This is a genomic window from Streptomyces sp. NPDC034043 (assembly GCF_055575675.1).
On record NZ_JBVISF010000006.1, the window covers coordinates 44,081 to 70,721 of the forward strand.

A 26,641-nucleotide genomic window follows, 5' to 3' on the forward strand; every position below is an offset into this window, starting at 1 on the left:
CACCTTCTTCGGTCGGTCATGAACGGGGCATTGATGCTAGTGCCCCGAAGTTGCCTGGGCTTGCCGTTGGCGCCGGGTGTTCATATGACCTCGATACCGATCAGGCAGGTGTCGTCGTCGGTGTCGGATTTGCTGTGTGTGAGCAGCGCGTCAAGCCGCTGGTCCAGTGTGCTGCGGTGGACCCGGGCATGGTTCAGCAGCTGGGTCAGCGAGGCCTGTACCGACTCGTCCCTGCGTTCGACTAGCCCGTCGGTGTACATCAGCAGAGTGTCGCCGGTTTCCATCTGCACCTCGGCCTCTTCGTAGGAAGCCTCGGAAAGGGCACCGAGAAGGATCCCTCCGACGGGAGGCAGAACCACAGCTTTCCGTCCTCGAACCAGCACCGGCGGGAGGTGTCCCGCCCGTGCCCAGAGCAGTGTCTGCTTCTCGGGGTCATACAGCCCGCAGACCGCGGTAGCGGTGACGTCCTCGGTCAGGTGGTGGGCCACGATGTTCAGCCACGACAGCAACTGCGCGGGCCCGGCGCCGGTGACGGCCAGACCGCGCATGGCGTTGCGGAGCACCACCATGCTGGTGGCGGCCCCGATGCCGTGGCCCGCCACGTCGCCGACGCATAGCATGACCTGTTTGGACGGCAGGACGACCGCGTCGTACCAGTCGCCGCCGACCATCGATCCGGCCTCGGCCGGCCGGTACCGCACGGCGACGCGCAGGCCCGGACTGTCCAGGGGGGCCTGTGTCGGCGGCATGATGGCGTGTTGCAGCTGCAGGGTCAGCCGGTCGCGTTCGACCGCCTGCCTCTCGGTGTGCGCCAGTTGGTCGCGGGTCGCGGCCAGTGCGACCTCGGTCCAGTGCTGGGCCGAGATGTCCTGATAGGCGCCGCGGACGGCCAGCAGCCGGTGCTGGGCGTCGAGGACGGGTTCGGCGATCACGCGCATGTGCCGGGTCACGCCGTCGGAGCGCTGGAGCCGGAAGGCGGCGGAGGACGGCCGGTGGTGATGCAGGACCGTCCGCAGAAATCGGCCGATGGCCACGATGTCGTCGGGGTGGGCGAAGTCGGGCAGGGCTTCCAGCGCCACCGGTCCGGCGACCTGGGGGCGGCCGTACAGGTCGAACAGCTGGTCGTTCCAGGTGATCTCGCCGGTGGCGATCTGTTCCTCGAACCCGCCGATCCGCCCGAGCCGCTGTGCGTGCTGGAGGAGGTGGGCCAGGCGTGCGGTCTCGTCCTCGATCCGCCAGATCATCAGGACGCTGCTGCCGTGGCGGCTGACGCTGATGTCGGCGACGGCGGCCAGCTGCACCTGGCCGACCAGGGCGGTCAGTGCCATGCGCTCGGCACGGAACGGCTGGCCGGTGGCGTAGACCTGGGCGATGTCCTCGAACAGCTCGCTCCCGCCGACCGCCATGGGGTAGGCCTCCAGAAGCAGCGCTCCGGCGACGGCGCTGCGGGGCCGGCCAGCGGGGTCGACGAAACGGCCGTTGACGTGGTGGACACGGAAGTCGGCGAGGCGGCCATCGGCTTCGATGTGCGGGGTGAGAACGAGCGCGGGATCGTGCAGGCCCTCGACGAGGTCCACCAGTTCCGAGAGGTCCGGCCCGGCGGTCCACGGCGGAGTCGGCGGCCCGGGGGCCGGAGCGGGGCGCCCGTCGAGGGTGTGCGCGCACAGCTCGGCCAGGGCCTCTACCTGGCGTATCACCCGCGGGGGTTGCGGTTCCATGGTGTCCGGCCAGCAGACTTCCAGGATCACCTGGATGAGGCCGCCCGTACCGGCGGGGACGGCCAGCCGGCCGCCGCGCAGGTGACCGGTCTGGCCGATGGACGGCAGGCCGGCCGTGGCGAGGGAGGGGATCCAGACGGGTTGCCGTTCGCTCAGGGCTTGCCGGGCGAGGGTGGACACACCTGGCGGTACGTAACGCCAGCGGGCGGCTTCGTCGTCGGTGAACCCGGCGTGCCCGGCCAGCGTCAGCGAGGCGTCGAATCCTGCCGTCCACACGGCCACACCACCGGCACCCAGCGGGGCCAGCGCGTGCTCCAGGAGGGACTCGGCGACCGCCTGGGTGTCCCGGGCGGCCAAGGCGCCGCTCTCGGCCGTACGCAGGCGCACCCCGACCGACGCCTCGCCGCCCGGCGCGCCGATCTCGGGGCCGCCGCCGGTGCGCCGGATGAACTCCTCGGCGGCGACGGCGAGGTGGTCACGCGCCGCCTGGTTGATGACGTCGGCCGCCAGCTCCAGCGGGGACAGGCCCGCTTCCTCGGCCAGCCGGACCAGCTGCTGCGCGGCGGCAGCAGGGCCGCACTTGAGCCGCTCGACCAGGATTCCCTTGGCGAGTTCGACCAGCGCCCGCCCGTCGGCCTGCTCCTGGGCGGTGAGGATCTCGGCCCGCAACCGCTCCACCGTCGCGGCCAGCCGGCCCAGGCTTGAGGACTTTGGCGTCGACGCCTGCGGAACACCGTGCTCGCCCTGCCGGGGGACGGCGGGGAACACGGTGTGAACAGGGCCGTCGGCCTTGGGGGGCTCCGGGGCCACGACCGGGTCCAAGGGCATTTCCGGAGCGCTCATGGGGCGTCGTGCCCCGCGCCGGCGCTGTCGAGCCATCGGCCGATGCAGGCGATGAGGTCGTTGGCGTCCACGGGCTTGGTGACGTAGTCGCTCGCCCCCGAGGCCAGGCACTTCTCCCGGTCCCCGGGCATGGCCTTGGCCGTGACCGCGATGATGGGCAGGCCCTCGTGGGCGGGATCCTCCCGGATGGCGGCGGTCGCGGCGTAGCCGTCCATCTCGGGCATCATCACGTCCATCAGGATCAGGTCGGTCTCCGGGTGCTCCGCCAGGGCGTCGATGCCCTTGCGACCGTCTTCCGCGTGCAGGACGTTGATGCCGTGCAGCTCCAGGATGCCGCTGATGGCATACAGGTTGCGGGGGTCGTCGTCGACCACCAGCACGGTGCGGCCGGCCAGTCCCGGATCGAGGGCCTGCTCGACGGCCTGCTGGCGTCCCTCCTCCGGCCGCACCAGGGGGAGGACGTGTCCGGGCTCCTCGGCGGACAGGTGCAGGGCGATCCGCTCGCGCAACTCGTCCAGGCTGGAGAGCCGTTCCAGCGGCAGCCGGGTGGCCAGTGCCGCCAGGCGGTCCTCCTGGGCCGGGTTCAGGGGGCGGCTGTTGTGCGCGAGGATGGGCAAGGTCATCCCGGCCGCGTCACCGTGCATCGCCGTCAGGAAGCGCAGCGCTTCGTTCCTCGGCATGTCCAGTTCGAGGACCACGCAGTGGAAGGGGCCGTCTGCCAGGCTCTCGGCGGCCTCCCGCGCTCCCAGGGCGGTGACGACCTCGGTCGGCGCCGACCGCTCGCCGCGGTCCTGGGCGCCGGAGAGATCGGCCACGGCGCTCTCGGCCACCGCGGACAGCAGGCTGCGGGCCCGCTCCTCGACCACGAGCAGGCGACGGCTGCGCCGGGGCTCGGGTGCGACGCGGATCACCGGCGGCCCGTGGTCCGCCCGGTCCTCGCCGCTGCCGACCAGCGCCGGTACGGCCCCCGCGAGCTGAGCGGCGGGTTCAGCGCCGGCACCCCGGGCCGGCAGGTAGAGGGTGAACGTACTTCCCTGCCCCAGGGTGCTCTCGGCGGTCACCGAGCCGCCCAGCAGCTGCGCGATCTCCCGGCTGATGGAAAGTCCCAGGCCAGTGCCGCCGTACTTGCGGCTGGTGGTGCCATCCGCCTGCTGGAAGGCCCCGAAGATCGCCTCCAGCTGCTGCTCTGCGATACCGATACCGGTGTCGATGACCCGGAAGGCCACCATCACGTCACCGCGGTGCACCGAGTCGGGAACCTCGCTTCCTGTGGCTCTCTCGATGCGCAGCTCGACGCTGCCCCGCTCGGTGAACTTGACGGCGTTGGACAGCAGGTTGCGCAGCACCTGCCGCAGCCGGGAGTCGTCCGTCAACAGGTGCGCCGGCACCCCCGACGCGGCACTGATCGTGAACGCGAGGTTCTTCTGGCTGGTCATGGGCCGGAAGGTGGCCTCCACGTAATCCAGCAGCTGCCGCAGCGGGACCCGCTCGGGATTGACGTCCATCTTCCCCGCCTCGACCTTGGACAGGTCGAGGATGTCGTCGATCAGCTGCAGCAGGTCCGATCCCGCCGAATGGATGATGCCCGCGTACTCGACCTGCTTGGGAGTCAGGTTCCGCGTCGGGTTCTGGGCCAGCAACTGGGCCAGGATGAGCAGACTGTTGAGGGGCGTGCGCAGTTCGTGGCTCATGTTGGCCAGGAACTCGGACTTGTATTTGGACGCCAGGGCGAGCTGCCGCGCCCGGTCCTCCAGTTCTTGCCGGGCCTGCTCGATCTCCAGGTTCTTCGTCTCGATGTCGCGGTTCTGTGCGGCCAGCAGCGCCGCCTTCTCCTCCAGTTCGGCGTTGGAACGCTGCAGCTCGTCCTGCTGGACCTGCAGTTCCTCGGACCGCTCCTGGAGTTCGATCGTCAGCCGCTGCGACTCGTCCAGCAGCTCGTCGGTGCGGGCGTTGGCGACGATGGTGCTGACGTTGACGCCCAGCGTCTCCATCAGCTGCTCCAGGAAGTCCCGGTGCACGGCCGTGAACGTGGTGAAGGAAGCCAGTTCGATCACGCCCAGCACCTGGTCCTCGACGACGATCGGCATCACGACCAGGCTGCCCGGAATCGACTGGCCGAGCCCGGAGGCGATGCGGACGTGGCTGTGGGGCATCCCCTCGGCGGCGATCGTGCGCCGGCTGCGCGCCGCCTGGCCCACCAAGGACTCGCCCAGCCTGAAGCGGGCGCCCTCGGCGAAGTCCGCCGGGCGGCCGTAGGAACCGATCAGTCGCAGACCGGTCCCCGCTGCGTCTTCCTCGGCGAGGTAGAAGGCTCCGAACTGGGCGGAGACCAGCGGGGTCAGCTCGTCCATGACGAGTTCGGCCACGACCGCGAGGTCCCGGTGGCCCTGCATGAGGCCCGAGATGCGGGCGAGGTTGGACTTGAGCCAGTCCTGTTCCTGGTTCGCCATGGTCGTCTCGCGCAACGACTCGACCATGGAGTTGATGTTGTCCTTGAGTTCGGAGACCTCACCGGAGGCGTCCACGGTGATGGAGCGGGTCAGGTCCCCCTCGGCGACGGCGCTCGCCACCTCGGCGATGGCGCGGACCTGGCGCGTGAGGTTGCCGGCCAGTTCGTTGACGTTCTCCGTCAGCCGCTTCCAGGTGCCCGAGACGCCCTCCACCTCGGCCTGGCCGCCCAGCCGTCCCTCGCTGCCCACTTCCCGCGCGACCCGGGTGACCTCGGCGGCGAAGGAGGACAGCTGGTCGACCATCGTGTTGATGGTCGTCTTCAGTTCCAGGATCTCGCCGCGGGCGTCGACGTCGATCTTCTTCGACAGGTCTCCGTTGGCGACGGCGGTGGTGACCAGCGCGATGTTGCGGACCTGACCGGTCAGGTTGTTCGCCATCGAGTTGACGTTGTCGGTCAGGTCCTTCCAGGTGCCCGCGACGTTGGGCACCTGGGCCTGACCTCCCAGGATGCCCTCGGTGCCGACCTCACGGGCGACCCGGGTCACCTCGTCGGCGAACGCCGAGAGCGTGTCGACCATGGTGTTGATCACTCCCGCCAGCGCGGCGACCTCGCCCTTCGCCTCCACCATGATCTTCTGCGAGAGGTCGCCGCGGGCCACTGCCGTCGCCACCTGGGCGATGGAGCGCACCTGCCCGGTCAGGTTGGACGCCATCACGTTGACGTTGTCGGTCAGATCCTTCCAGGTGCCCGAGACGCCCCGGACCGTCGCCTGGCCGCCCAAATTCCCCTCTGTGCCGACCTCGCGCGCCACGCGAGTCACCTCGTCGGCGAACGCGGAGAGTTGGTCGACCATCGTGTTGATGGTGTCCTTCAGCTCCAGGATCTCGCCGCGCGCGTCGACACGGATCTTCTGCGACAGGTCGCCCTGGGCCACCGCGGTGGTCACCTCGGCGATCGAGCGCACCTGCGCGGTGAGGTTGTCGCCCATCACGTTGACCGACTCGGTGAGGTCCTTCCAGGTGCCGGAGACGCCCTTGACGTCGGCCTGCCCGCCGAGCCTCCCCTCGGTGCCCACTTCGCGGGCGACCCGGGTCACCTCGTCGGCGAACGCGGACAGCTGGTCGACCATCGTGTTGATGGTGTTCTTCAGCTCCAGGATCTCCCCGCGCGCCGTCACGTTGATCTTCTGGGAGAGGTCGCCCTTGGCCACGGCCGTCGCGACCTGGGCGATGGAGCGGACCTGAGCGGTGAGGTTGCCCGCCATGAAGTTCACCGAGTCGGTGAGGTCGCGCCAGGTGCCCGAGACGCCCTTGACGTCGGCCTGCCCGCCGAGGATTCCCTCGGTGCCCACCTCACGTGCCATGCGGGTCACTTCGTCGGCGAAGGAGGACAGCTGGTCGACCATCGTGTTGATGGTGTTCTTCAGCTCCAGGATCTCCCCGCGCGCGTCGACGGTGATCTTCTGCGACAGGTCGCCCTTGGCCACCGCCGTGGTCACCTGAGCGATGTTGCGGACCTGGTCGGTGAGGTTGCCGGCCATGAAGTTCACCGAGGCGGTCAGGTCCCGCCAGACCCCGCCCACGCCCGGCACCTCCGCCTGTCCGCCCAGCCGTCCTTCGCTGCCCACTTCGCGGGCGACGCGGGTGACCTCGTCGGCGAACGCGGAGAGCTGGTCGACCATCGTGTTGACGGTGTCCTTCAGCTCCAGGATCTCCCCGCGCGCGTCCACGTCGATCTTCTGCGACAGGTCGCCCTTGGCCACCGCGGTCGCCACCTGGGCGATGTCGCGCACCTGCGTGGTCAGGTTGCCCGCCATGGCGTTGACGGAATCGGTCAGGTCCGCCCATGTACCAGAGACCCCCGGGACCACCGCCTGGCCGCCCAGGGTGCCCTCGGTGCCCACCTCCCGTGCCACCCGGGTCACCTCCGAGGTGAACAGGGACAGCTGGTCCACCATTCCGTTGAAAACGGTGGCGATCTCGGCGATCAGCCCGTCGCCCTCACCGGGCAGGCGGGTACCGAAGTCGCCGTCGCGAACCGCTGTGAGACCTGCCAGCAGCTGCCGTAGCTCCGACTCGCCCACCGCGCCACCGCCCCTGGGGCGACGCGCGCGCGGCGCCGTGCGTGCTTCCTCGGCCACCGTCTCGGCCATGACCAACCTCGTTCCGCTCAGATGCCACGACGAGAAGGTGAGCGGCACACGCCGCGATCTGGCGGCCGACACTCATTTCTTTTCGTTGCCTAAAAATTTCCATACGGCAATCTTTCGCAGGCTACCCCGATCGGGTGCGGCGCGGCAATCGCGCCCGCTCTAACGCGGGCCCGGACGCCAACCGCACCGCCAGGGTGATCGTCTCGTCCGCGTGCAGGACGCCGACCGCAACTCGGTGGCGAGCACGGCCGGGACGCTCCGGGTCGGCGAACCACGGTGACGTCGAGCGGCCGCCATCAGGCGCCGCTCGCCCTCGCAGAGGACACGGCGGTTCTCGGTGAGCTCGGCGGTGCAGCGGAGGAGCAGGCCGCCCCGGTCCAGGCGGGTGCGGGTCAGGCGTTCGCTCCCCGGGGCGGGAAACCGATGCCGTGCCCGGGGGTTCCGAGATAGCCGCCCGTCCCGTCGGGCCGCGTCAGCAGCGCGCAAGGGCGGCTGCCGTTGGCCAGGCTCAGGTTCCGCGGTGGCGCGTCCCAGAAGGGGCAGCGTCCGGGGATTGACGGTGGTGGCCATTCTCCGGTGTGGAGAGTTCAGCGCGACCACCAGCTCGTCGGGGGTGCCGTCCCCTCAGGCAGGCGGCGGTCACAGGGAGCACGAACGGAGGTCCGTGGCGCAGGGCGCCTGCGGCGACCTCGCTCACGGCCAGCGCCAGCCGCGCCCGCTGCTCGGCCCACAACCGGTGGGCGAGCACGAGGCGCCGGGTGGTGCGCTGGACGGCGGTCAGGGTGCGCAAGGTGTCGCGGAACATGTCACCCCTGGTGGGAGCAAAGGCGAGGACGGTCGCGTCGTCCCGGCGGCGGGGTGGGCGAGCGAGGTGGCCAGCCGGGCCGGCGGGAGCCGCAGGAACGCCAGGGGGCTGTGCCGGGTCCAGGAGGGGTCGATCCCGTCGGGTGTGACAGCACCGTGTGGGCGGGCCCGGTCGGCTCCACGGTCACACTCGGTGAGGGCATGGTGTACCCGCCGATCCCCGGCGGTCCGACGAGCTGCCGGTCGATGCCGTGCGAGGAACAGGTGACCGCCCCGATGTTGCCCACGTCGCAGAACTCGGTGCGGTCGTGATGGACCGGATCACGGCCGCGGCAGCGCCCCGGGTACGGCGCAGCGCCCGGTGGAGCGCGGCGAGGGTGTCGTGCGGGCGGTGGTGGGCGATGGGCAGGAAGGTGCGGACGGCGCGCCGGCCGTGGCGGCGGCCTTGGGGCCGTGCCCCAGGCCGTCGATGACGAGTCCGGTCCGTGTTGGGTCGCGCGCCGCGACGGCGAACCCGTCGGCGCACTGGACCTCCCCGGACGCGGCCAGGCAGAGCGCCCCTACCTGCGGGGCTCGCGCTGTCGATCGGGGCCTCGGGCCTCGGACTCACTGTGTCCATCAACGGCGACAGCCGACATCCCGAAAGCCTCAGGCGCCGCCGCAAGCCCCGCCCCCGCCGCAGCGGCGGGGCCCCCTGGCCCCTGCGGACACACCGCGACCTCGGACGCGAGGCGGTCTCCGTCCTCGCCTTGCCGACCCGAAGACCATCGAGGACCTGGCCGCCATGGGCCTCAGCCAAGGGGCGTCGCGTACTCGGACGCCGAAGGAGACCTCCCGGAGCCCGCGGCCCTCTGAGCGGGGATGATGCGGGCGGCACCTCGGGAAGCCGCATACTTGCTACGCGGCAAAAATTGCCGTTTGACAACTGTGCGTACAGCAAACACCCTAGCGTCGCGCGATTACGACTGCGCGGCCCCACCCCCGGGTGAGCGCGCGCTCACGAGACATGGCAGGTGCAGTGAAGCGGACGACGTACCTCCGGTGCGCGACCGTCAGGCGGTGCCCGCGGCCTCACCCGGGGCATCACCGTCCGCATCACGGGCTTCGACGGCTTGGCGGAAGCTGTCCAGGCCGGCTGTGAGGGCGGTCTGCCGGGCGGGCGGCATCGCGGAGATGACGTCGAGCAGGGCGGCCTCGCGCCGGGCGCGGAGGTCCTTGAGGTAGCTTGCGCCGCGGGGGGAGAGTCGCAGTTCCAGCTCGCGTCGGTCGGCAGTGCTGGCGGAGCGGACGATGAAGCCGAGGGCGTCGAGGCGGTCGCACATCCGGCTCACCGAAGGCGGGGCCGAGCCCAGCACCTCACCCAGGGTCCGCAGGTTGATCGGCTGGTCCTGGCTCAGTGCGTACAGCACGCGCAGCTGGGAGGAGGAGACCGGAGTCGTCGAGGTCAGATCCCGGCCCTTGCTCCACAAGACCTCCAGCAGTTCGATGACCTCCCTGGCGGCCCGGGCAGCCGCATCCCGGTCCGCGCCATGCGAAGTCTCGGCATGCATGCCTTCAACTGTGACACTCCGCAACGGCCTTGTCAGTCGCTGAGACATGAGGCCATTCGCTCCTTTTGATCATTCCCGAACAGGTGCGTTCGACCGGTGAACAGATTCTTGGGTGTGGAGCGCGCTACGCGGGGCACCATCCCACGCCTTCTCGAAGCAGTGCAGACCGCGCTCTCCGCCTCCTGCGCGGCCGTGTCCGTCGACCTGCTCATGGCCGATTTACGCGATGACCATACTGCAACCGGTCCACCGCCTTCCCCACACCGGGTCAGCGTGCGCGGCGACCGCCTGGGCGTCCTCACGGTCCGCTTCCCCGACTACACCCCGCACCTGGAGCGGGAACTTTAGGGCATCGCCGAAATTCTCGGTCACAAAAAAGTCGTCGCCGAGCGCGACACCGACCTCTACGTCCAGGCCCGCCGGGCCAGCCGGCTCACCCTCGCCGCCGAGATGCAGTGGCAGCTGCTGCACGGCCGCTCCCGCGCCCGCGCCGAGTTCGAGATCGGCGCCCAGTCCAACCCGTACGCCATCTACGGCGATGACTTCGACTGTCCACTTCGGAGGACCATCTGGCCCTCGCCGTCACCAACGGCATGGGCGAGGGCATCGAGGTCGCGCTCCTGACGAACCCCGCCGTCAACGCCCTCCGCAACGCCCGCCGGGCAGGACTGTCCCTCGCCGATCAGGCCGTCTACGGCCAGTACCAGGGCCGTTCCCACCTCTCAGCCCTCCTGCTGCGCTTCGATCTGGCGACCGGAACCGTGGAGGTCGTGGACGCGGGCTCGCCCGGGATGTGGCGCGTGCGGCAAGGCAAGACCGAGCCCATCGAGCTCGAAGCACAACTCCCCCTCGGCATGTTCGAGCACCCCCACTACACCACTCAGCCCTCCACCGTGCTCCCCGGCGACCGGCTGTTCTTCCCCGTCTCCTCCTTCCCCCAGGTATCCCGCGCGGTGCTGCAGGAGATCGCCGGACACCGTGGGCCCAGCGAGGCCCAGGACGACGCCATGGTCGTCTGCCTCGACTGGCACGGTCGCAGCTGACCACCGCCGTCCCGGCCGCGCGATCTACAATGGGTGAAGACGAGACGCCAAAGAGCGCGTCGCACACTTCGCTCACCGTCGAGCGGTGACGAGAGCGGGACGTACCGACCGGTGCCTCCCGTGACCCTCCACTGAAAGCGCTGCCGTGGACAGAATCACCGGCGTGGACCGGGCACTGCGCGCCGGTGCACCCCACGCCCTCCTCGACATCGTGACCTCCGCCCTGACCGAGCAGTACGGTGCCGAGCGGGTGGAACTGCGTCTCGCCGACTACGGCCTGCACTCCCTGCAGTCAGTGGAACGGGTGCCCTACGCCACCGCCCCCGTTCCCATCCACGCAAGCCCCCAGGGCCGCGCCTTCGGAGCCCAGGAACCTGTACTTGAACCCCACGCGCCCACGGGGGGCGTCGACATCCACCTCCCGATCACCATCCGGGGCGATCGGATGGGTGTCCTGTCGGTCCTGCTGCCCGAAAGCCGACTCAACGGCTCCGTGCTCCCCGAGCTGCAGCACATCTGCGAAGCGCTCGGCCACGAGATCCTCGTCGCCGAGCGCGACACGGACCTCTACGTCCTGGCCCGCCGCGCTGCCCGGCTCACCCTCGCGGCCGAGATGCAGTGGCAGCTCCTTCCCGGCCGGGCCTGCTCCCGCCCGGAATTCTCCCTAGGCGGCCACCTGGAACCCGCGTACGCGATCCTGGGCGACAACTACGACTGGTCGGTCTCCGCCGACGACCTGACCGTGACGGTCACCAACGGCATGGACGAGGGCATGGAAGCCGCCCTCCTGACGAACCTCGCCGTCAACGCGCTCCGCAACGCCCGCCGCGCCGGCCTGGACCTCGCCGGCCAGGCCAGCCTGGCCGACCAGGCCGTGTACGCCCAGTACCAGGGTCGCGCCTACGTATCCGTCCTCCTGCTCCGCATCAGCCTGTCGACCGGTGAGGGCGAGGTCGTCGACGCCGGCTCCCCCCGGGCCTGGCGCCTGCGGGCGGGAAACGTCGAACCCCTCCGCTTCGAACCCCAGCTGCCCTTGGGCATGGGCGAGGACACCTACTACACACCGGAGCGGTTCTCCGTACTCCCCGGGGACCGCCTGCTGCTCGCCAGCGACGGTGTGTACGCCGCCACCGCGAAGGGCGAAGAGTACGGAAACCGCGCCCTGGCCCGGGCACTGACCTCCACCCGTCTGCTGCCGGCCCCCCAGGTCCCCGGCGCTGTACTAATCGACCTCCTCGGCTTCCACGAAGAAGTGCCGTTGGACGACGACACCCTGGTGGTCTGCCTTGACTGGATGGGCGCCCCGGACGAACAGCGGTCCGAGCAGCCCAACTGACCGGCAGCGCGGGCACGCGCGCCGGGCAGTCGTTTCCCAGATGGCCCAGCGCCAGGTCCGGCAGCCGTTCAGCGGCACCAGACAGCCACAAGGGCGAGCAAGACGAGGGCGAGACCGTCGCAGGAGGCACCCCGTACGGAGGCGTCGTCCTCACCGTGGGACTCAATGAAGGGGCGAGAACGGGCAGGCCGCGGCCGGAGGGCAGGTGCCCGAGCCCGCCCAGTCACCACCTGAACCTCTCGGACCTGCAGCGAGCCAGCCGACCGTCCGTGGCGGGCAGGTCCGCCTGCGGTACACCGAGCAGCTCCAGCAGCGCGATGACGGTCTCCTCGGACCCCCCGCCCCCACCGCCGGGGGCGTACCCGCGCAGGGAGACGTACAGCGCCCGGCCACGACCACGGTGCGGGCCCCGCCGGGGGCCACCAGGCCGAGCAGCTCGGCGGCTTCCCCCTCCCGGCCGACCAGGACACGCGGGGTTCGGGAACCCGCGCGCCGGACCCCTGAGTGCGGGGGCCGCCCGGCGGCGAAGCAGTCGCCCGCCACCTGAATCTGGGTAACCGCGCCTGGCCCGCCGCCCGGGCCCCGCTGGCGAGTCGGTAGGAGTCGCTGCCGGTCTGAATGATGTTGCCGACGATGCCCCGGGCAGGCTGAGCGGGCCCCCAAGATGGGCTCGCCTCGACCAGCAAAGCGTCGCCGTCGCCTCCAGCGAGTCCTTCTCCTCCTCACACGGCTGGACCGAGACCTTCACCGATCCCCGCCTCTGCGTGGCAATCGTCGACGGGCTCACCTTCGGCGGCAGCATCATCGAGACCGGCACCGGCTCCTACCGACTGGCAACCACCCGAGCACGCGCAGAACAGCAAGCAGTCAGCTGACGTCTGGGACTTGCTTCTGCCGACGACACCACGGAACAGCCTGCTTCCGTTACGACGGCAAGGCGGGCCTATCCCTGGCGGAGGAAGCTCCGCACGTCGGCGGCAAGCCTCGACAGCTGCTCTCCTGCTTCGAGGGTCGTGGTCACAGAGCACTCCCACTCATCCTCAGCGAACACCCCAGGGCGCAGCCGCCAGCTCAGCTGCGCGTGGCCACCGGCTTGGAACATCGCCGTCAGGACGAGCTGATTGGTCACCCACGACCTTTCCCCTTCCCAGCCCCGGAAATCCCCCGCCAGACCGTCCAGGAACTCGGTCAGGTCTCCAGCCCTGTCCCACACCGAGATGCTCACCGAGTCGAGCCGCGCGCGCAGTCCATCCGCCACGGCCTCCACCGCGAAGGCGACCTCGTGTTCGTCCAACCGGGCCCAGTCGAAGAGCCGGACATACGTCGATGGTGTCCTCGGGCTACGCACAACGAGCTCGGACCACTCTGCGGGCACATCGAACACACTCACGCGCCAAACAATACGAGGCCCGCAGAGCAGTCGTCACCGCGGTTCCCACGCGGCAGCACGTTGCTACTTCTCATCAACATTCCATACCCCCACCAGCCGGCCGTTCTCAGAAGACGCCGAGGAGTGTTCCCCCGTCGCTACCTACGCAGCCAGGGTGGTGCACCAGGTCTTCCCCGTCCCGCTGCAAAACGTCGAAGGCGACGAAGCAGACCGGCCACCCGGCAGCCAGAGAAGGGGCGCTGCGGCCTCGGGCGGCGGCCTCGCGCTGCAACGTCTCGGACGAGATCCGGCCCGCCTCCACGTCCCAGACGAGCAGCCCGCCGTCCAGGACCAGGCCGCCGGGAAGCTGCTCGGCGGCCGCCACCAGATCCGGAAACCGGTCCTGCGCAAGAGACCCGCGCCTGGTCTGGAGCACCACCCCGCCCGCCAGCTCAAGGATCCTGGCACTCTGTCGCTTATGCAGCATGTAGACCCCATCGACCAGGCGCGACGTCTCGTCCGCAGCCGTTTCCCCGAAGCGCTCTCCGTCGTCCTCGCCGGCTCCACGGCTACCGGAAGAGCCACTGCCAGCAGCGACCTGGACATCGCGGTGCTCATCGAGGACGGCGGCGCGACCTGCCGGGAGACGATCCGGTTCGAGGACCGTGTCGTGGAACTCTTCGTCCACACCCGTACCGGTCTCCTGGAGCTCCTCGCCGCAGACGTCGCCGCACGGCGGGCGGTGCTTCAGAACATGTACGCCTCCGGTCTCGTCCTGATCGACACCGACGGCGAAGCCGAGCGCGCTCGCGCTCTGGCCGAAGCGGACCTTCGTCAAGGTCCGCCTGCATTGGAACCCGAGACGGCCGATACCAAACGCTACGGTCTGACGGATGCGCTGGACGACCTCGCTGATGCGAGCGACCCCGTCGAGCGTCTGGCCGTGGCCGGGTACGTGGTCAGCACCGCCGCCGATCTGCTCTGCGACCACCATCACGCTTGGATCGGCGGCGGGAAGTGGTTTCCCCGCCGCCTGTTGGAAGCCGACCCACAGCTCGGAGCCGCCCTTCTCGAAGGACACCTCCACTTGTGCGGCTCAGGCGAGCCCACAGCACTGATCAGCGCAGCATCGACGGTGCTCGGCCTCGTCGGCGGCCCCCTCCGCGAGGGCTACCGCAGGACCTGGAACGGCCCCGTCGACCCGGTTGCCGCGACGCGCTGACGCAGACCGCCGACACCGCAGCGGACACCGGACAGCCGGCAACCCTGTCCATAACTCCTGCTCAAACGCCACCCCTGCGCGCAGCACCGGGCCCGGCACCGACTCTGCGGCCTGCGTCAGCATCAGCTCCACGTGCGGATACACCGTCACCCCAGGACCTCCCTCACCCCCCGCCTCTCCCTTCCAAGGGGCCAGGTGGCTCGGGCCCGGCCTGTGCGTCATCCGTCCAGGGCACCACGGTGGCGTCAGGGGTCATCGCGCACCGGCCTGCATGCCGTCCCGTATGACACTGAGACCGAGGTCGGCGTCACGAAGGCGTTTCCGCCGGGGCGGTGGGTGCACCAGCAGCGCAAGGCCCTGCGCACCGGGGAGCTCGAGGAGCGTCGCAAGGTGCTGCTGGACGCGCCGGAGGCCGGGATGGTGTGGGAGCCCGGTGAGGAGGCGTGGGAGGCCAAGCTCGCCGTGCTCCGGTCCTATCGGCGGGCCACCGGCCACCCGGCACCCCGGCAGGACGCGATGTGGGGCGAGGACGACGCCATGGTGCCCATCGGCCAGTAGATGGCCACCTCCGCCGCTAGGGCGCCAAGGACGGGCTCGGGAAGGACGAGGACACCGCGGCGACCCGGGCCGCGCAGCTCGCCGCGATCGGCAAGGACTGGAACTGCCCCTGGCCGCTGGACTGGCAGCGGCACCAGCGCGTCCTCGCGGACCTGCTCGTCGCCGACGGCCAGCTGCCCGACATAGCCCCCGGCGTGCTGATGGACGGCGACGACATCGAACACTGGCTCCAGCAGCAGACTCCCACGCCTGATCCCGGATCTACCGCTCGGCTTCCTCGGCCAGTCCCCCGATGATCTCCCCCATGCCCATGCGTGCATCCTAGGCATGACTCTCAGCAGCAGAGGGCCGCCGGAGGTGGTCCTGGGGTGCGCGTATGCGCGGCCTGGTGGGCAGACCGAGAGGGCGCGACGGCGGTCGCCCTGGCTGGACCAACGCGCTCTGTCTGGGAGAGCCCGTTGTACGGCGGAGGGGTCCGCAGGCGTACGGCGGGGCCTCGCGGCGCTCGCGCGTAATGGTGACCGCGAACCGGGGCGGTCGGGCCCGCAGCTGATCTCACATGCGGATCCACGAAGGCGCGTTCTACGGTGGAGGCAGGCGGCCGCGGCTTTGAGCGGCTCCCCGGCCGCCGCACCGGTGGGCACCTGCCCTCCCTCCCCCTTTTGTCAGCAGGTGCCCACCCCACCAGCAGGGCATCACCCGAGACCCGGGTGGAAACCGCATGCCCGGCCCCTTCGCGAACCGGGACCGCTTCCGACAGGCCTGCCTTCTGCTCCCTGGTCACGCCCAGCGACACCTGCCGGGAACTGGTGGTCACTCTGGCCGAAGGTCGTTCCCGTGGACGATCAGCGCTCTCGGCGAGGAGTCAACCGAAACCGCCGGGCCCGCGGCCTGACCCGGCCCCGCGCGCCTGAGCAATCAGGACATCACCGCCGTGCCGGCAGTCACCGGCGCGGCGCCGCCCGGGCGGAGGACACCGCTCCGGTGACGGCACCGTACCGCCCCCGCCCCACCAGCCTGTGGGTGTCAGTCGGTGGAGAGGGCCTGGAGGAGGTCGCCGACCTGGGGGTCGGGCAGGGCGCGGGCGACATCGGCCTGGGCGACGATGCCGACGAGGCGGTGGCCGTCGATGACCGGCAGGCGCCGTACCTGGTGCTCGCTCATGGTGCGCAGGATCTCGGCGGCGTCGTCGTCGGCGCCGATGGTGACCGCTTCGCCCTGGGCCAGTTCGCCGGCCTTGACCTGGGCCGGGTCCTTGCCGGCTCCGAGGACCTTCACCACGATGTCGCGGTCGGTGAGCATGCCCTTGAGCTTGTCGTCCGTCCCGCAGATCGGCAGCGCGCCCACTCCCATCTGCGTCATCTTCTTCGCGGCCTCAAGGACCGTCTCCTCGGCGCCGATGCACTCCGCGCCGCCCGTCATGATCTCGCGTGCCTTCGTCATCAACTGGTTCCTTCCATGCAATGTCGTCGGTGCCCGCCCGCCACGGTTGCCGGCCGGGCGCAGGGACATGGAGCCGGGTGCCCGCTGCGGGGTATCCGAATCAGGTGCGCAGGCGGCTGTTGGTTGCGTCGTGACCGTCGGCGTGGTCCTTCCTCGTCATACCCTCTGGTGGTCCCCCATTCTTCGGTCAGCGCCTCGACCCGGTGCCCGGACATGACCTGGGCAGGCACACCTTCACCCGCCCGGCTCTGGTCCGGGGCGGAGAAGGAAAACGGCCTCCAGCCCGACAGCGCCGCAGGTCAGCGACGCGCAATTTGCTTGAATCACAGGTGCGTGCCATGCGGGCGGTGGCCGGCTAGCGGCGGAGGTACGTTGTAGATGGCCATTGCCGGTATCCGCGCTGCCGTGTCCCCCTACCTGGGAACACTTCGGTGCGGCCTCCTTCAATCGTGCGGCCCGGCGCAGCACACTTCTTTCCCTCGGTCGGGCGCGGTAAGGAAAGGCCTTCGAACCCTTGAGAGCGGCAGCCATGCCCGTCGGCCACCACACCCCTTCCCCCGGGCCCGGCCCCGACAGCCGAAGCCGTGACCAGAGCGAACCGCTGTCCGCGGCCATCTGCGAGAAGCAGCCCCACGACACACTCATCCGCGCACGGGCCGAGTCCGACAGCGACACCACCGACGTCCTGCGAGAGACCCTCAGCCACGTTTCCTTCGCCGACTCCGCGCTCGTGCACGCTCTCCTGGACGCACGCAACAGACACGACCTCATCCTCACCGGCCCCCTCCCCCACCACCTCCACCTCCTGCTCGACAGCACCGGCACCCTGCCGGCCACCGCCAGCGGCCTGGACCGCGCGACGCCGGGCAGTGCGCCCTGCGGCAGCCCGGGCCGCTGGCATACCGCGTTGGTCACCAGCAACAGGGCCGTCTCCTCCCACGTCGCCGGCACGACATGCCCCAGCACGCTCCACCCCGACCAGCTCGCCGCACTCGCCGCACTCGCCGCACTCGGACAGGAATGGGCCGGCTCGTGACCGGGCCGGGCGCGGGCTGTGTCCACCTGGCTTTATTCACGGGTTGTGAAGTCAGTTGTTCACGACTTCGGCAGGCACCCAACCCGACGGAATGTCGCTGTTCACGAGAACGGGAGGCGGTACGCCACAGGGGTTGAAACCGGCGCTTGTACTCTCCGCGCCGGTCAATCGGGCGCCTACCCAAACGCGTCGTCTACGTCCTGGGTCCGCCCCTTGACTACCGTGAAGCTGCCTGACCGCGCTCGCCTGCATACGGAAAGACTCAGGCCATTTGACACGCTGAGTCGGATCTGGACGGCCCTCGGGAGCGTCGGACGCGTAGTGGTCGGGCTGCCCGCCGTGGTGGGCGCGTAGGCCGCCGTATTCGCTCCCCCTCGCGTCTGGCCATTCGAGGAAACGAAACCGGCACCCACAGTGCTCGGCCCGCTCAACCTCTACGCCTACTGCCGGTACAAAGGGTTCGCCGCCTCGCGGTTGCAGCAGGAAGTCCGAACCGTCAAGGACTGGCAGTGCGTACGCGCGGACGGAAGCACGACGCCCATCAGGAGCAGCGGCTTCCTCTCCTGGGACGAGGCCTGCCAGTACCAGTACGGCCCTGACGCCGTTGCGTCGGCCAGACGTCGCGCGTCAGATGTCGGCCGTCCACACCTCGGGCCCCCACCTTCCCAGCGGATCGGCCCGTCCTCGGGCAGGTCGACGTCCTACCGGTACGTCGATTAGGGCGCTCGCTGACCAACAGCGGCAGGATGGCCCGTCCCGCATGGGCGACCCGTCGGCCCCCGGCCCGGGCGCTGGGGTGGAGTTGCGCCCTCATGCCCAGCTCGGGTGGGGCACTCCTGGAGTTCCAGGAGAGGAGATCGTGGCAGCCGTCAGATCATGATGAGCGCTGCGATGCGGCAGCCCGCCGAGGCAGTATGGCGGATCTCCACGGACGTCAGGGAGGCCGGCCACCCAACGGTGCCCGGCCTCTTGGCTACGTTCTCAGTCTTTCGCCGTGGAAGAAGTCGCTCGTGGCATGGCGGCAGTCGGATCCGCCTACGCGGGGGCGGGCGCCCCGGCGGCCGCCGTGAGTGACCGGTCGGGGCTGGTGCCGACACACGCCTCCGGGGAGGGTCGGACGGCCGCACGGGGCGTCTGGGCTACGTACGAGGCGCCGACGTGCTTCCCGGGAAGTGCCTGGTGGAGCATGTCACCGGGAGGCGTGCCCTGAGCGAGGTGCGAGCCCGGTACGGCCGGCGGTCTCGTGGGTCAGATGGGTGAACAGTCCGGCTTGTCGGTCCACCCTGCTGCGCACTGGTAGAGGGTGAAGGGGGCGTTGTAGCCGTGGGCGACGCCGAGCTTGTTGTACTCGTCCACCGTGACGCGCCGTGCCACGTAGTGGTCGGTCGCCGTGCCGTAGGCCGTGTCGGAGTAGGGCGGGAGGGTGCTGGTCGGCGTGGGCGTCGGCGTGCTCGTGCCGGTCGGGGTCGGGGCGGGGAAGGAGCTGCCGTCGATGTTCCAGAACTGGACGAGGTGGTACGCGGAGCAGATGTTGACGTCCAGGATGTAGGCGGCGGCGGTGCCGCACTGGGTGGGTCCGGTGCCCGGGTCGACGGGGTGTCCGTGCCCCATCCCGGTGATCTGGTAGGTCTCCACCGTGCCGCCGTAGACCCGGTGGGGATGGCCGGTGACCGTGTCCGTGGTGTCGGGTGTCTGATCGGTGCCGTTCACGTTGGTGAACTGCTCCATGAGTTCGGTTGCGTTCATGGGTGCCACGGTGGTGTCCGCGGTGCCTTGCCAGATGGAGACCTTCGGGCGCGGTCCGGAGTAGGAGTACGTGGCCCTGACCTTGTCCCCCCACTCCTTGGGGCTCTTGCTGACGCCGGGGCTCATGCAGGTGAAAGCGGGGGATACCGAGTTCGCGCAGCCGTGGGGCAGGCCGGCGATGATGCCCCCGCCCGAGAAGACGTCGGGGTAGGCCGCCAGCATGACGGCGGCCATGGCCCCGCCCGCCGAGAGGCCGCTGACGTAGGCGCCTGCCGAGCTGTTGTCCTGCTTCGTGCGGTCGACCATCTGCTTGATCGAAAGCGCCTCCCCGGCGTCCCGCCGGGTGTCACCGGACTCGAACCAGTTGAAGCAGGAGCTCGGGTTGTTCGCCGACTGCTGCTGCGGCAGGACCACGGAGAACTGGTACGTGTCGGCCAGCTCCAGCCAGCCCGTGCCGGCCGCGTAACCCGAGGCGTTCTGGCTGCAGCCGTGGAGGGCGACCACGACGGGGCGTCCTGCGGACACTCCCGGGGGCACGTAGCGGAACATGCGGAGGTTGCCCGGGTTGGATCCGAAGCCCGTCACTTCCTGGGGAGTGCCTGCCGCGCGGGCCGGGCCGGAAGACGACACGACGGACAGTACGGCGAGCAGCAGGACGGCCAGTGCCGCGGCGAACGCTGCTGCTGGTCGGCGGGTTGCGGGCAGGGGGTGGGGATATGGCATGGGGGGAGACCTCCATGTGCGGCTCTGTGAGGACGACCCTCACGGGTTGCCTGAAAACTAGGGGTGGCCGTGGCGTCCGCGCCTTGGCAAGGGCCGCCACAATCCCGATCGCCTCGGTGGTGCCGAGCCCCATGCGTGGACTTTCGTCGGCCCGCGGCCTGCCTTCACGGCCCTGCCTCCTTACGGAATTCGACCGCGCAGCTCGAGCCCTGATCGGTGGCGGCGTTGTCGGCCCGTCCCCTTGCGGAGGCACAACGCGGCGTGGCCGAACTGACGGGACTCCTGGGACGGACCATGCCGAGCACTTCCACCCGACCCGCATCGCCTTCCTCGGAGCGACGCACGGGCCCAGCGGATCCGGGCGGACGCGCGCGTCAGTTTTAGGCGTCCGGGGTCGCCGGCAGGCAGCGCAAAGGGGATCTTGCGCTGCTGGGCGGCTCCGGCCTCGGGCGTGGGGCTTGCGGCTGCTCAAGGACTCGGGGGGTGGGGCTCGTGGCCGCTCAGGCGGTGCAGTCTCAGAGCCAGCTGCAGTTCCAGGGCCCTGGTGGGGGTGTTCCAGTCGTCGCCGAGGAGTTGGGCGACCCGGTCCAGCCGCTGCACCACGGTGTTGACGTGCACGTGCAGGGCGTCCTTGGCCTTGGAGAGACTGGCGCCGTTCGCGTAGTAGGCGTCGAGCGTTCGGACCAGCTCGGTGCCACGCTGCTCGTCGTAGGCGAGGACAGGACCGAGGTAGCGCTGCAGGAAGCCGCTGAGGTCCGACCGGTCGCCGAGCAGGACTCCGAGGAAGCCCAGTCCGGCGATGTCGCTCCCGTCTCCTGTACGGCCCAGGGAGTGCAGGGCATTCAGGCAGCGGCCGGCTTCCATGTACGCGCCGGGGAGTTGTTCTGGGCCGGTCGCCGGTCCTGCGGAGCCCACGGTCACGGGCATGCCGGAGGTCTTCCCGAGGTCTTTGGCCAGTTCGGCGGCGAGTGCGCCCGGCTCCGACGAGGGAACGAGCAGGACGATGTGGCCGTCGTGGATTCCCGCCAGCCCGCCCAGCGAGCGGGCGCTGCGTACGGCGTCTGCGAACAGGTGCGAGCGGGGTTTGTCGTCGGTGTCCAGGGTGAGCACGGCGTGGGGCTGGGCGAGGTTGATGCCGAGTTTGCGGGCGCGGAGCGTCAGGCTTCCGGTGTCGTGGCCTCCGCCGGGCCGGTGGCAGGTGAGCAGGTCGTCGAGGAGTTCGCCGCGGACGCGGTCTTCCGCCTCGGCGACGGTGCGGCGCAGCAGCAGGAGGAGGGCGGCGACCAGGGCAGCGCGTTCGAACAGGCGGCGGTCGGCGTCGGCCAGGTCGGCGCGGCCGGTCAGGATGATGCTGCCGAGGAGTTCGGAGCCGGCCAGTACGGCGCAGACCCAGGTGCCGTCCACCGGGACGGCACGGCCGCCGGTGCGGGAGGCGGTGATGCCCTGGGGGGACGGGGTGAGGGGGTCGGTGCCGGCTCGGGCCGTTTCCGCGCCGTCCGGGTCGTGGAGGGCGATGCCGCCGCCGAGCAGCGCGGCGATCTCGCGGACCAGGTCGTTGACGGTGGCGCCGCGCAGGACGAGGTCGGTGAGCCGGTCGTGGGCGTCGGCGGCGCGGCGCAGCGCTGTGCTGTGGGCCCGGGTGGTCTCGTTGGCGGTGTTGAGGTCGACCAGAGCGGTGCGGGTCTCCTCCAGCATGCGCGCGCTGTCGATGGCGACGGCGGCGTGGTCGGCAAGCGACGTGAGCAGGGCGATGGCTTCCGGCGGGAAGTCGCGGGTGGTGCGGTCGGCGGCGAAGAGCACGCCGATGACGCGTTTCCCGACGCGCAGGGGCACGCCGAGGATGCCGCGCAGCCCTTCTTCCAGCACCGCTTCGTCGATGGCCCGGGTGTGCTTGAAGCGGGGGTCGGTCTGGTAGTCGGCACTGGTGTAGGGGCGGGCGGTCTGGGCCACCAGTCCGCCCAGGCCCTCGCCCATGCCGAGGCGCAGTTGCTGGAAGCGCGCGGAGACCGATCCGTCGGTGACGCGCATGTAAGTGTCTTTGGCGACGGGGTCGTTGAGGGAGAGGTAGGCGGCGTCGGTGCCGAGCAGGGTTCTGGCCCGGTGGACGATGGCGCGCAGGACGGCGTCCAGGTCGCACAGGGCCGCGAGGTCGCTTGCGGTGTCGAAGAGCGCGGCCAGCTCGGCCTCGCGTCTGCGGTGCTGATCGAGGGTGCGGCGGATCTCGAGGGCGATCCGTGTGGCGTCCGCGAGGAGGGACCGCTCCTCTGGCGGAAGCTGCGTGGTGGAGACGTCACCCGAGAGGCGCGTGAACTGCTCGACGGGTGCTCCGGAGGTCAGCAGGGTCAGCAGCTCTTTGAGTGCCACCATCGCACTGTGTGCCGCTGCGCGGTACGTGCGGTCGTCCACGGTGGCCATGATGGCACTCCTTTCGTCCCGGTGTGTCCGGCCTGGCCGCCTGTGAGGTGCGGATTTCGTGTCAGGTGCGGTGCAGCCGAACGTGCTTCGGCCGCTGCCCGCCGCGTTCCTTCCAGGTGCGGCGGGCGGCGGTTCGTCAGCTCACACCGTGTCCGTGCCGGCCGCCGCCCGCTCCGGCCGACGCGCCTCGCGTGGGGACCCGGCCGCCATGTCACGGGCGAGGTCCCGCCCGCGGGTCTCCCTGGCGAGGGCGACGGTCACTGTGGTGATCACCGCTGCCAGGCAGAGGTACAGGGCCACGGGGGTGGCGGAGTCGTACTCCCTGAGGAGTTCGACCGCGATGATCGGCGCCAGTGCGCCGGCCACGATGGAGGCGAGCTGGGAGCCCATCGAGGCACCGGAGTAGCGGACCTTGGTGTCGAACATCTCGGAGATGAAGGCGGCCTGCGGACCGTACATGGCACCGTGCAGCAGCAGGCCCACGGTCACCGCCAGGGTGATCACCGTGAACGACTTCGAATCGATCAGGGCGAAGAAGGCGAAGGCCCACAATGCCATGCCGGCCGAGCCGATCAGGGTGACCGGCCTGCGGCCGATGCGGTCGGAGAGCGCGCCCCACAGCGGGATGGTGACGAAGTGGACGGCCGACGCGATCAGTACGGCATTCAGCGCGGTGCTCTTGGGCAGCCCGAGGTGGGTGGTGACGTAGACGAGGAGGAAGGCGGTCAGCACGTAGTAGGAGATGTTCTCGCCGAATCGGGTGCCGATGGCGGTGAGGACCTCCTTCCAGCTGCGGCGGAACACCTCGACCACCGGCGCCTTCTCCTTGATCCCCCGGGCGGCGTCGGCCTGGGCCTTGGCCTTGGCGGCGAGGAAGACAGGGGATTCGGAGACGGAGACGCGGATCCACAGGCCGATCAGGACCAGGACGCCGGAGAGCAGGAACGGGATGCGCCAGCCCCAGGAGGTGAAAGCTTCCTCCGACTGGACAGCGGCGAGCAGCGCGAGGACGCCGGTGGCCAGCAGGTTGCCGCCCGGGGCACCCGCTTGCGGCCACGAGGCCCAGAAGCCGCGCTGCTTGTCGCCTCCGTGCTCGGACACGATGAGCACCGCGCCGCCCCATTCGCCGCCCAGGGCGAAGCCCTGGATCAGGCGGAGCACGGTGAGCAGGATCGGCGCGCCGATGCCGATCGTCTCGTAGGTGGGCAGCAGACCCATCGCGAAGGTGGCCCCGCCCATCATGAGCAGGCTGATGACGAGCAGCTTCTTACGGCCGATCTTGTCGCCGAAGTGGCCGAAGACCACTCCGCCCAGGGGCCTGGCGGCGAACCCGATCGCGTAGGTGATGAAGGCGATCAGAGTGCCCACGAGCGGATCGGCGGTGGGGAAGAAGAGCGTGTTGAACACCAGCGCGGCGGCGGAGCCGTAGAGGAAGAAGTCGTACCACTCGATGGTGGTGCCGATCAGGCTCGCGCTGACGATGCGGGCGATCCCGGGCGAGCGGCCGGGAGCGGCGGTGGCCGGGGCGTCGGACATGTGTCACCAGTTTCGTGTGCGGGAAAAGGCGGGGGGCGGAGTGGGGGGCAGCGGGTCAGTTCGCTCCCCAGCCGCCGTCGAGTGACAGCGAGGTTCCGGTGATGTAGCTGGTGTGCGGTCCGCACAGCCACAGTGCGGCGGCGGCGACCTCCTCGGCCTCCAGGAGCCGCTTGACCGGGGCGCGGGAGAGCAGGACGTCGGAAAGGACATCGCCGGCGCTGATGCCGTGCGCCGCCGCCTGGTCCTGGATCTGGCTCTCGACCAGAGGGGTACGTACGTAGCCGGGATTCACGCAGTTGCTGGTCACGCCGTGCGGAGCGCCCTCGATGGCGGTGACCTTGCTCAGGCCCTCCAAGGCGTGCTTGGCCGTGACGTAGGCGGACTTGTACGCGCTGGCGCGCAGTCCGTGAACACTGGAGATGTTGATCACGCGGCCCCACCCGGCGGCGTACATGTGCGGCAGCACCCGGCGGATCAGCAGGAACGGAGCGGTGACCATCACCTGCTGCATGAGCGCGAAGCGCTCCGGCGGAAACTCTGTGAGGGGAGCGACGTGCTGCAGCCCGGCGTTGTTGACGAGGATGTCGATCTGAGCGGGCAGCGTGTCGATGACGGCCGGGTCGGCCAGGTCCGCGGTATGCGCCATCCCTCCGATGGCGGCGGCGACGGTCTTGGCCTTCTCGGCGTCCAGATCGACCACGTGGACGTCCGCGCCGGCGGCGGCGAGGGCGGCGGCGCACGCCATGCCGATGCCGCTGCCGCCGCCGGTCACCAGTGCCGCACGGCCGGACAGGTCCACGCCGCCTGCGGCCGAGAGGGTCGAGGCCACCGGCGCCGACGAGTGCGAGGATGCGAATTCCCTGGTCATGGCCGGAAACAGTAGAGTCACCTTCACCGGCTCTCCTATGGGAACCACCACCACAATGGCCGGCCGGAAGGTGGCGCTCACTCCCACACCCACGCTTGAAGTGGGGGTTTTGTCCACACCGATTGGTATACGTGGCCCCTCCAGGGCCCGCTGGAGGCGTCGCTCGCGGCGGGCGTGGTGTCTCAGCGATCGAGGGGGCAGGTCGTCAGGAGCGTCGCCGCGTCGGCCGTGGGAGGACGGGCCACGGTTCGGCTGGCCGGTGGCAGCGGGGAGTGGGCCAGCCAGCCCTCCAAGGCGGTGAACGCCGAGCGGTGACACGGGACGAGCGGCCGGAGCCGGTCCGGGAAGGCGTCCACCAGGGAGTCGGTGTGGGTGCCGCCCTCGATGCGGTAGTAGCGGTGCAGTTCGCCGCGGCCGGTCTGGCGCACCATGCGGGCGTACACGTCGGAGTCCCGGGCGATGGGCAGCAGCACGTCCAGGGTGCCGTGGACGGTGATCAGGGGTTTGCCGATACGGCCGGTCAGGGCGATCCGCGCGACGGCGCGGTGCACGTCGGCGGGTCGGGAGGCGTAGTCGTAGTCCGCGTCGCAGGCCGGGCTTCCCGGTGCGCAGTACGGGGTGCCGGCTTCCGTCGGGCCGTCGAAGCCGGGGTCGATCTCCTCGCGGTAGATGCGCTGGGTGAGATCCCAGTACACCTTGTGGTGATAGGGCCACAGGAACTCCGACCCGGCCGGATACCCGGCGGCGTGCATGGCCCTTCGCGCCGCTTCGGCGCCGGGCCCGCCGGCCGCGTACGCGGGGTGGTGGCGCAGGGCGGGCGGCAGGAACGTGAGCAGGTTCGGCCCGCCGGCACGCCAGAGCGTGCCCTCCCAGTCCACGCCGCCGTCGTACAGCTCGGGATGGTTCTCCAGCTGCCAGCGCACGAGGTAGCCGGCGTTGGACATCCCGGTGGCCAGGGTCCGGGCGGGCGGGCGATGGTAGCGCTTGGCGACCACGGCGCGCGCCGCGCGGGTGAGCTGGGTCAGGCGCGTGTTCCACTCGGCGATGGCGTCGCCCGGGCGGTCGCCGTCGCGGTGGAAGGCGAGCCCGGTGTTGCCCTTGTCGGTGGCGGCGTAGGCGTAGCCGCGGGACAGTACCCAGTCGGCGATGGCCCGGTCGTTGGCGTACTGCTCACGGTTGCCCGGGGTGCCCGCCACGACCAGACCGCCGTTCCAGCGGTCGGGCAGGCGGATCACGAACTGCGCGTCGTGGTTCCAGCCGTGGTTGGTGTTGGTGGTGGAGGTGTCGGGGAAGTAGCCGTCGATCTGGATTCCGGGCACGCCGCTCGGGGTCGCGAGGTCCTTCGGGGTCAGTCCCGCCCAGTCGGCGGGATCGGTGTGACCGGATTCCACGGTGCCCGCCGTGGTCAGCTCCTTCAGGCAGCTCGCCCGCTGGTACGCGGCCCCGGGGACCGTGACTCGCGCCGGACCGGTGCAGTGATGGTCCCCTACGGGTGCCGGGCTGGACGGCATGGCCGTCGCCGTCGGCGCGAAGGACAGCGAGGCCAGGAACAGGGTGGCAATGGTGGTGCGCAGACGTGGGCGCGCACTCGTGGTGAGGGGCGGGGCCATGGAGTACCTCCGTTTGCGGACAGGCGACGGGCGGAGGCTAGGCGGCAGCGACACCGAGCGGATACGGGTGCGCCCACCATGATCAGGCGCGGGGGGAAGGTCCTCACCGCCATACCGCGCCCGCACGGCCGAGGCTGCCGCCGGAGGAGTGGAGGACGCAGAGCCACACCGAACTGGCCGCCGCGCTCGAGACCGAGGGAAACCCTGCATGGGTGAG

Annotated in this window: 14 protein-coding genes and 3 pseudogenes; 6 read left to right on the top strand and 11 right to left on the bottom strand. The window is 70.3% G+C overall.

What is annotated here, in order from left to right:
• Positions 1-80 precede the first annotated feature (80 nt).
• From ACZ51S_RS16505 to ACZ51S_RS16515, 3 genes are all read right to left on the bottom strand, one after another.
• Positions 81-2,561: a SpoIIE family protein phosphatase gene (locus ACZ51S_RS16505; RefSeq protein WP_468803205.1), complete on the bottom strand. Its 2,481-nt coding sequence runs from the start codon at positions 2,559-2,561 to the stop codon at positions 81-83.
• Positions 2,558-7,165, bottom strand: coding sequence for a HAMP domain-containing protein (locus ACZ51S_RS16510; protein WP_468803206.1), 4,608 nt, complete (start codon positions 7,163-7,165; stop codon positions 2,558-2,560). The genes ACZ51S_RS16505 and ACZ51S_RS16510 overlap by 4 nt, the downstream gene beginning before the upstream one ends.
• A gap of 1,856 nt (positions 7,166-9,021) precedes the next feature.
• Positions 9,022-9,519: a MarR family winged helix-turn-helix transcriptional regulator gene (locus ACZ51S_RS16515; RefSeq protein ID WP_468961211.1), complete on the bottom strand. Its 498-nt coding sequence runs from the start codon at positions 9,517-9,519 to the stop codon at positions 9,022-9,024.
• 96 nt (positions 9,520-9,615) lie between these two features.
• Here ACZ51S_RS16515 and ACZ51S_RS16520 point away from each other — a divergent pair.
• From ACZ51S_RS16520 to ACZ51S_RS16530, 3 genes and pseudogenes are all read left to right on the top strand, one after another.
• Positions 9,616-10,562, top strand: a pseudogene (locus ACZ51S_RS16520) (PP2C family protein-serine/threonine phosphatase).
• Between the two features lie 145 nt (positions 10,563-10,707).
• Entirely contained in the window at positions 10,708-11,898 is a 1,191-nt protein-coding gene (locus tag ACZ51S_RS16525) for a PP2C family protein-serine/threonine phosphatase (protein ID WP_468803207.1), read from the top strand.
• A gap of 671 nt (positions 11,899-12,569) precedes the next feature.
• Positions 12,570-12,773 (top strand): annotated as a pseudogene (locus ACZ51S_RS16530) (ATP-binding protein); the annotation flags it as partial.
• A 68-nt stretch (positions 12,774-12,841) separates the two neighbouring features.
• Here ACZ51S_RS16530 and ACZ51S_RS16535 read toward each other — a convergent pair.
• Both ACZ51S_RS16535 and ACZ51S_RS16540 read right to left on the bottom strand, forming a co-directional pair.
• Positions 12,842-13,288: a DUF6228 family protein gene (locus tag ACZ51S_RS16535; protein ID WP_468803209.1), complete on the bottom strand. Its 447-nt coding sequence runs from the start codon at positions 13,286-13,288 to the stop codon at positions 12,842-12,844.
• A 106-nt stretch (positions 13,289-13,394) separates the two neighbouring features.
• Entirely contained in the window at positions 13,395-13,754 is a 360-nt protein-coding gene (locus tag ACZ51S_RS16540) for an ATP-dependent DNA ligase (RefSeq protein WP_468803210.1), read from the bottom strand.
• On the opposite strand from ACZ51S_RS16540, the gene ACZ51S_RS16545 reads away from it, so the two are divergent.
• A complete protein-coding gene (locus tag ACZ51S_RS16545; RefSeq protein ID WP_468961214.1) occupies positions 13,746-14,489 on the top strand; it encodes a nucleotidyltransferase domain-containing protein in 744 nt (247 codons plus the stop codon). The genes ACZ51S_RS16540 and ACZ51S_RS16545 overlap by 9 nt on opposite strands.
• Before the next feature lie 237 nt (positions 14,490-14,726).
• A pseudogene (locus ACZ51S_RS16550) lies at positions 14,727-15,322 on the top strand (helicase associated domain-containing protein); the annotation flags it as partial.
• A gap of 751 nt (positions 15,323-16,073) precedes the next feature.
• On the opposite strand, the gene ACZ51S_RS16555 reads toward ACZ51S_RS16550, so the two are convergent.
• Complete coding sequence (locus ACZ51S_RS16555; RefSeq protein ID WP_468803211.1) at positions 16,074-16,490, bottom strand: CBS domain-containing protein; 417 nt, start codon at positions 16,488-16,490, stop codon at positions 16,074-16,076.
• A 514-nt stretch (positions 16,491-17,004) separates the two neighbouring features.
• Here ACZ51S_RS16555 and ACZ51S_RS16560 point away from each other — a divergent pair.
• On the top strand, positions 17,005-17,526 hold the full coding sequence (locus ACZ51S_RS16560) for a hypothetical protein (RefSeq protein WP_468803212.1): 522 nt from the start codon (positions 17,005-17,007) through the stop codon (positions 17,524-17,526).
• A gap of 1,248 nt (positions 17,527-18,774) precedes the next feature.
• On the opposite strand, the gene ACZ51S_RS16565 is transcribed toward ACZ51S_RS16560, so the two are convergent.
• The 5 genes from ACZ51S_RS16565 to ACZ51S_RS16585 form a co-directional block, all read right to left on the bottom strand.
• Positions 18,775-19,995 carry an extracellular catalytic domain type 1 short-chain-length polyhydroxyalkanoate depolymerase gene (locus tag ACZ51S_RS16565; RefSeq protein WP_468961217.1) on the bottom strand — a complete coding sequence of 407 codons (1,221 nt, stop codon included), beginning with the start codon at positions 19,993-19,995 and terminating at the stop codon, positions 18,775-18,777.
• 468 nt (positions 19,996-20,463) lie between these two features.
• Complete coding sequence (locus ACZ51S_RS16570) at positions 20,464-22,410, bottom strand: helix-turn-helix domain-containing protein (protein WP_468803214.1); 1,947 nt, start codon at positions 22,408-22,410, stop codon at positions 20,464-20,466.
• A gap of 141 nt (positions 22,411-22,551) precedes the next feature.
• On the bottom strand, positions 22,552-23,946 hold the full coding sequence (locus tag ACZ51S_RS16575; RefSeq protein WP_468474469.1) for an MFS transporter: 1,395 nt from the start codon (positions 23,944-23,946) through the stop codon (positions 22,552-22,554).
• 55 nt (positions 23,947-24,001) lie between these two features.
• The gene (locus tag ACZ51S_RS16580; protein ID WP_468474671.1) at positions 24,002-24,745 is read right to left on the bottom strand and encodes a 3-hydroxybutyrate dehydrogenase; all 744 of its coding nucleotides are present in this window, start codon (positions 24,743-24,745) and stop codon (positions 24,002-24,004) included.
• 251 nt (positions 24,746-24,996) lie between these two features.
• Entirely contained in the window at positions 24,997-26,424 is a 1,428-nt protein-coding gene (locus ACZ51S_RS16585) for a 3-hydroxybutyrate oligomer hydrolase family protein (RefSeq protein ID WP_468961220.1), read from the bottom strand.
• Positions 26,425-26,641: the final 217 nt, after the last annotated feature.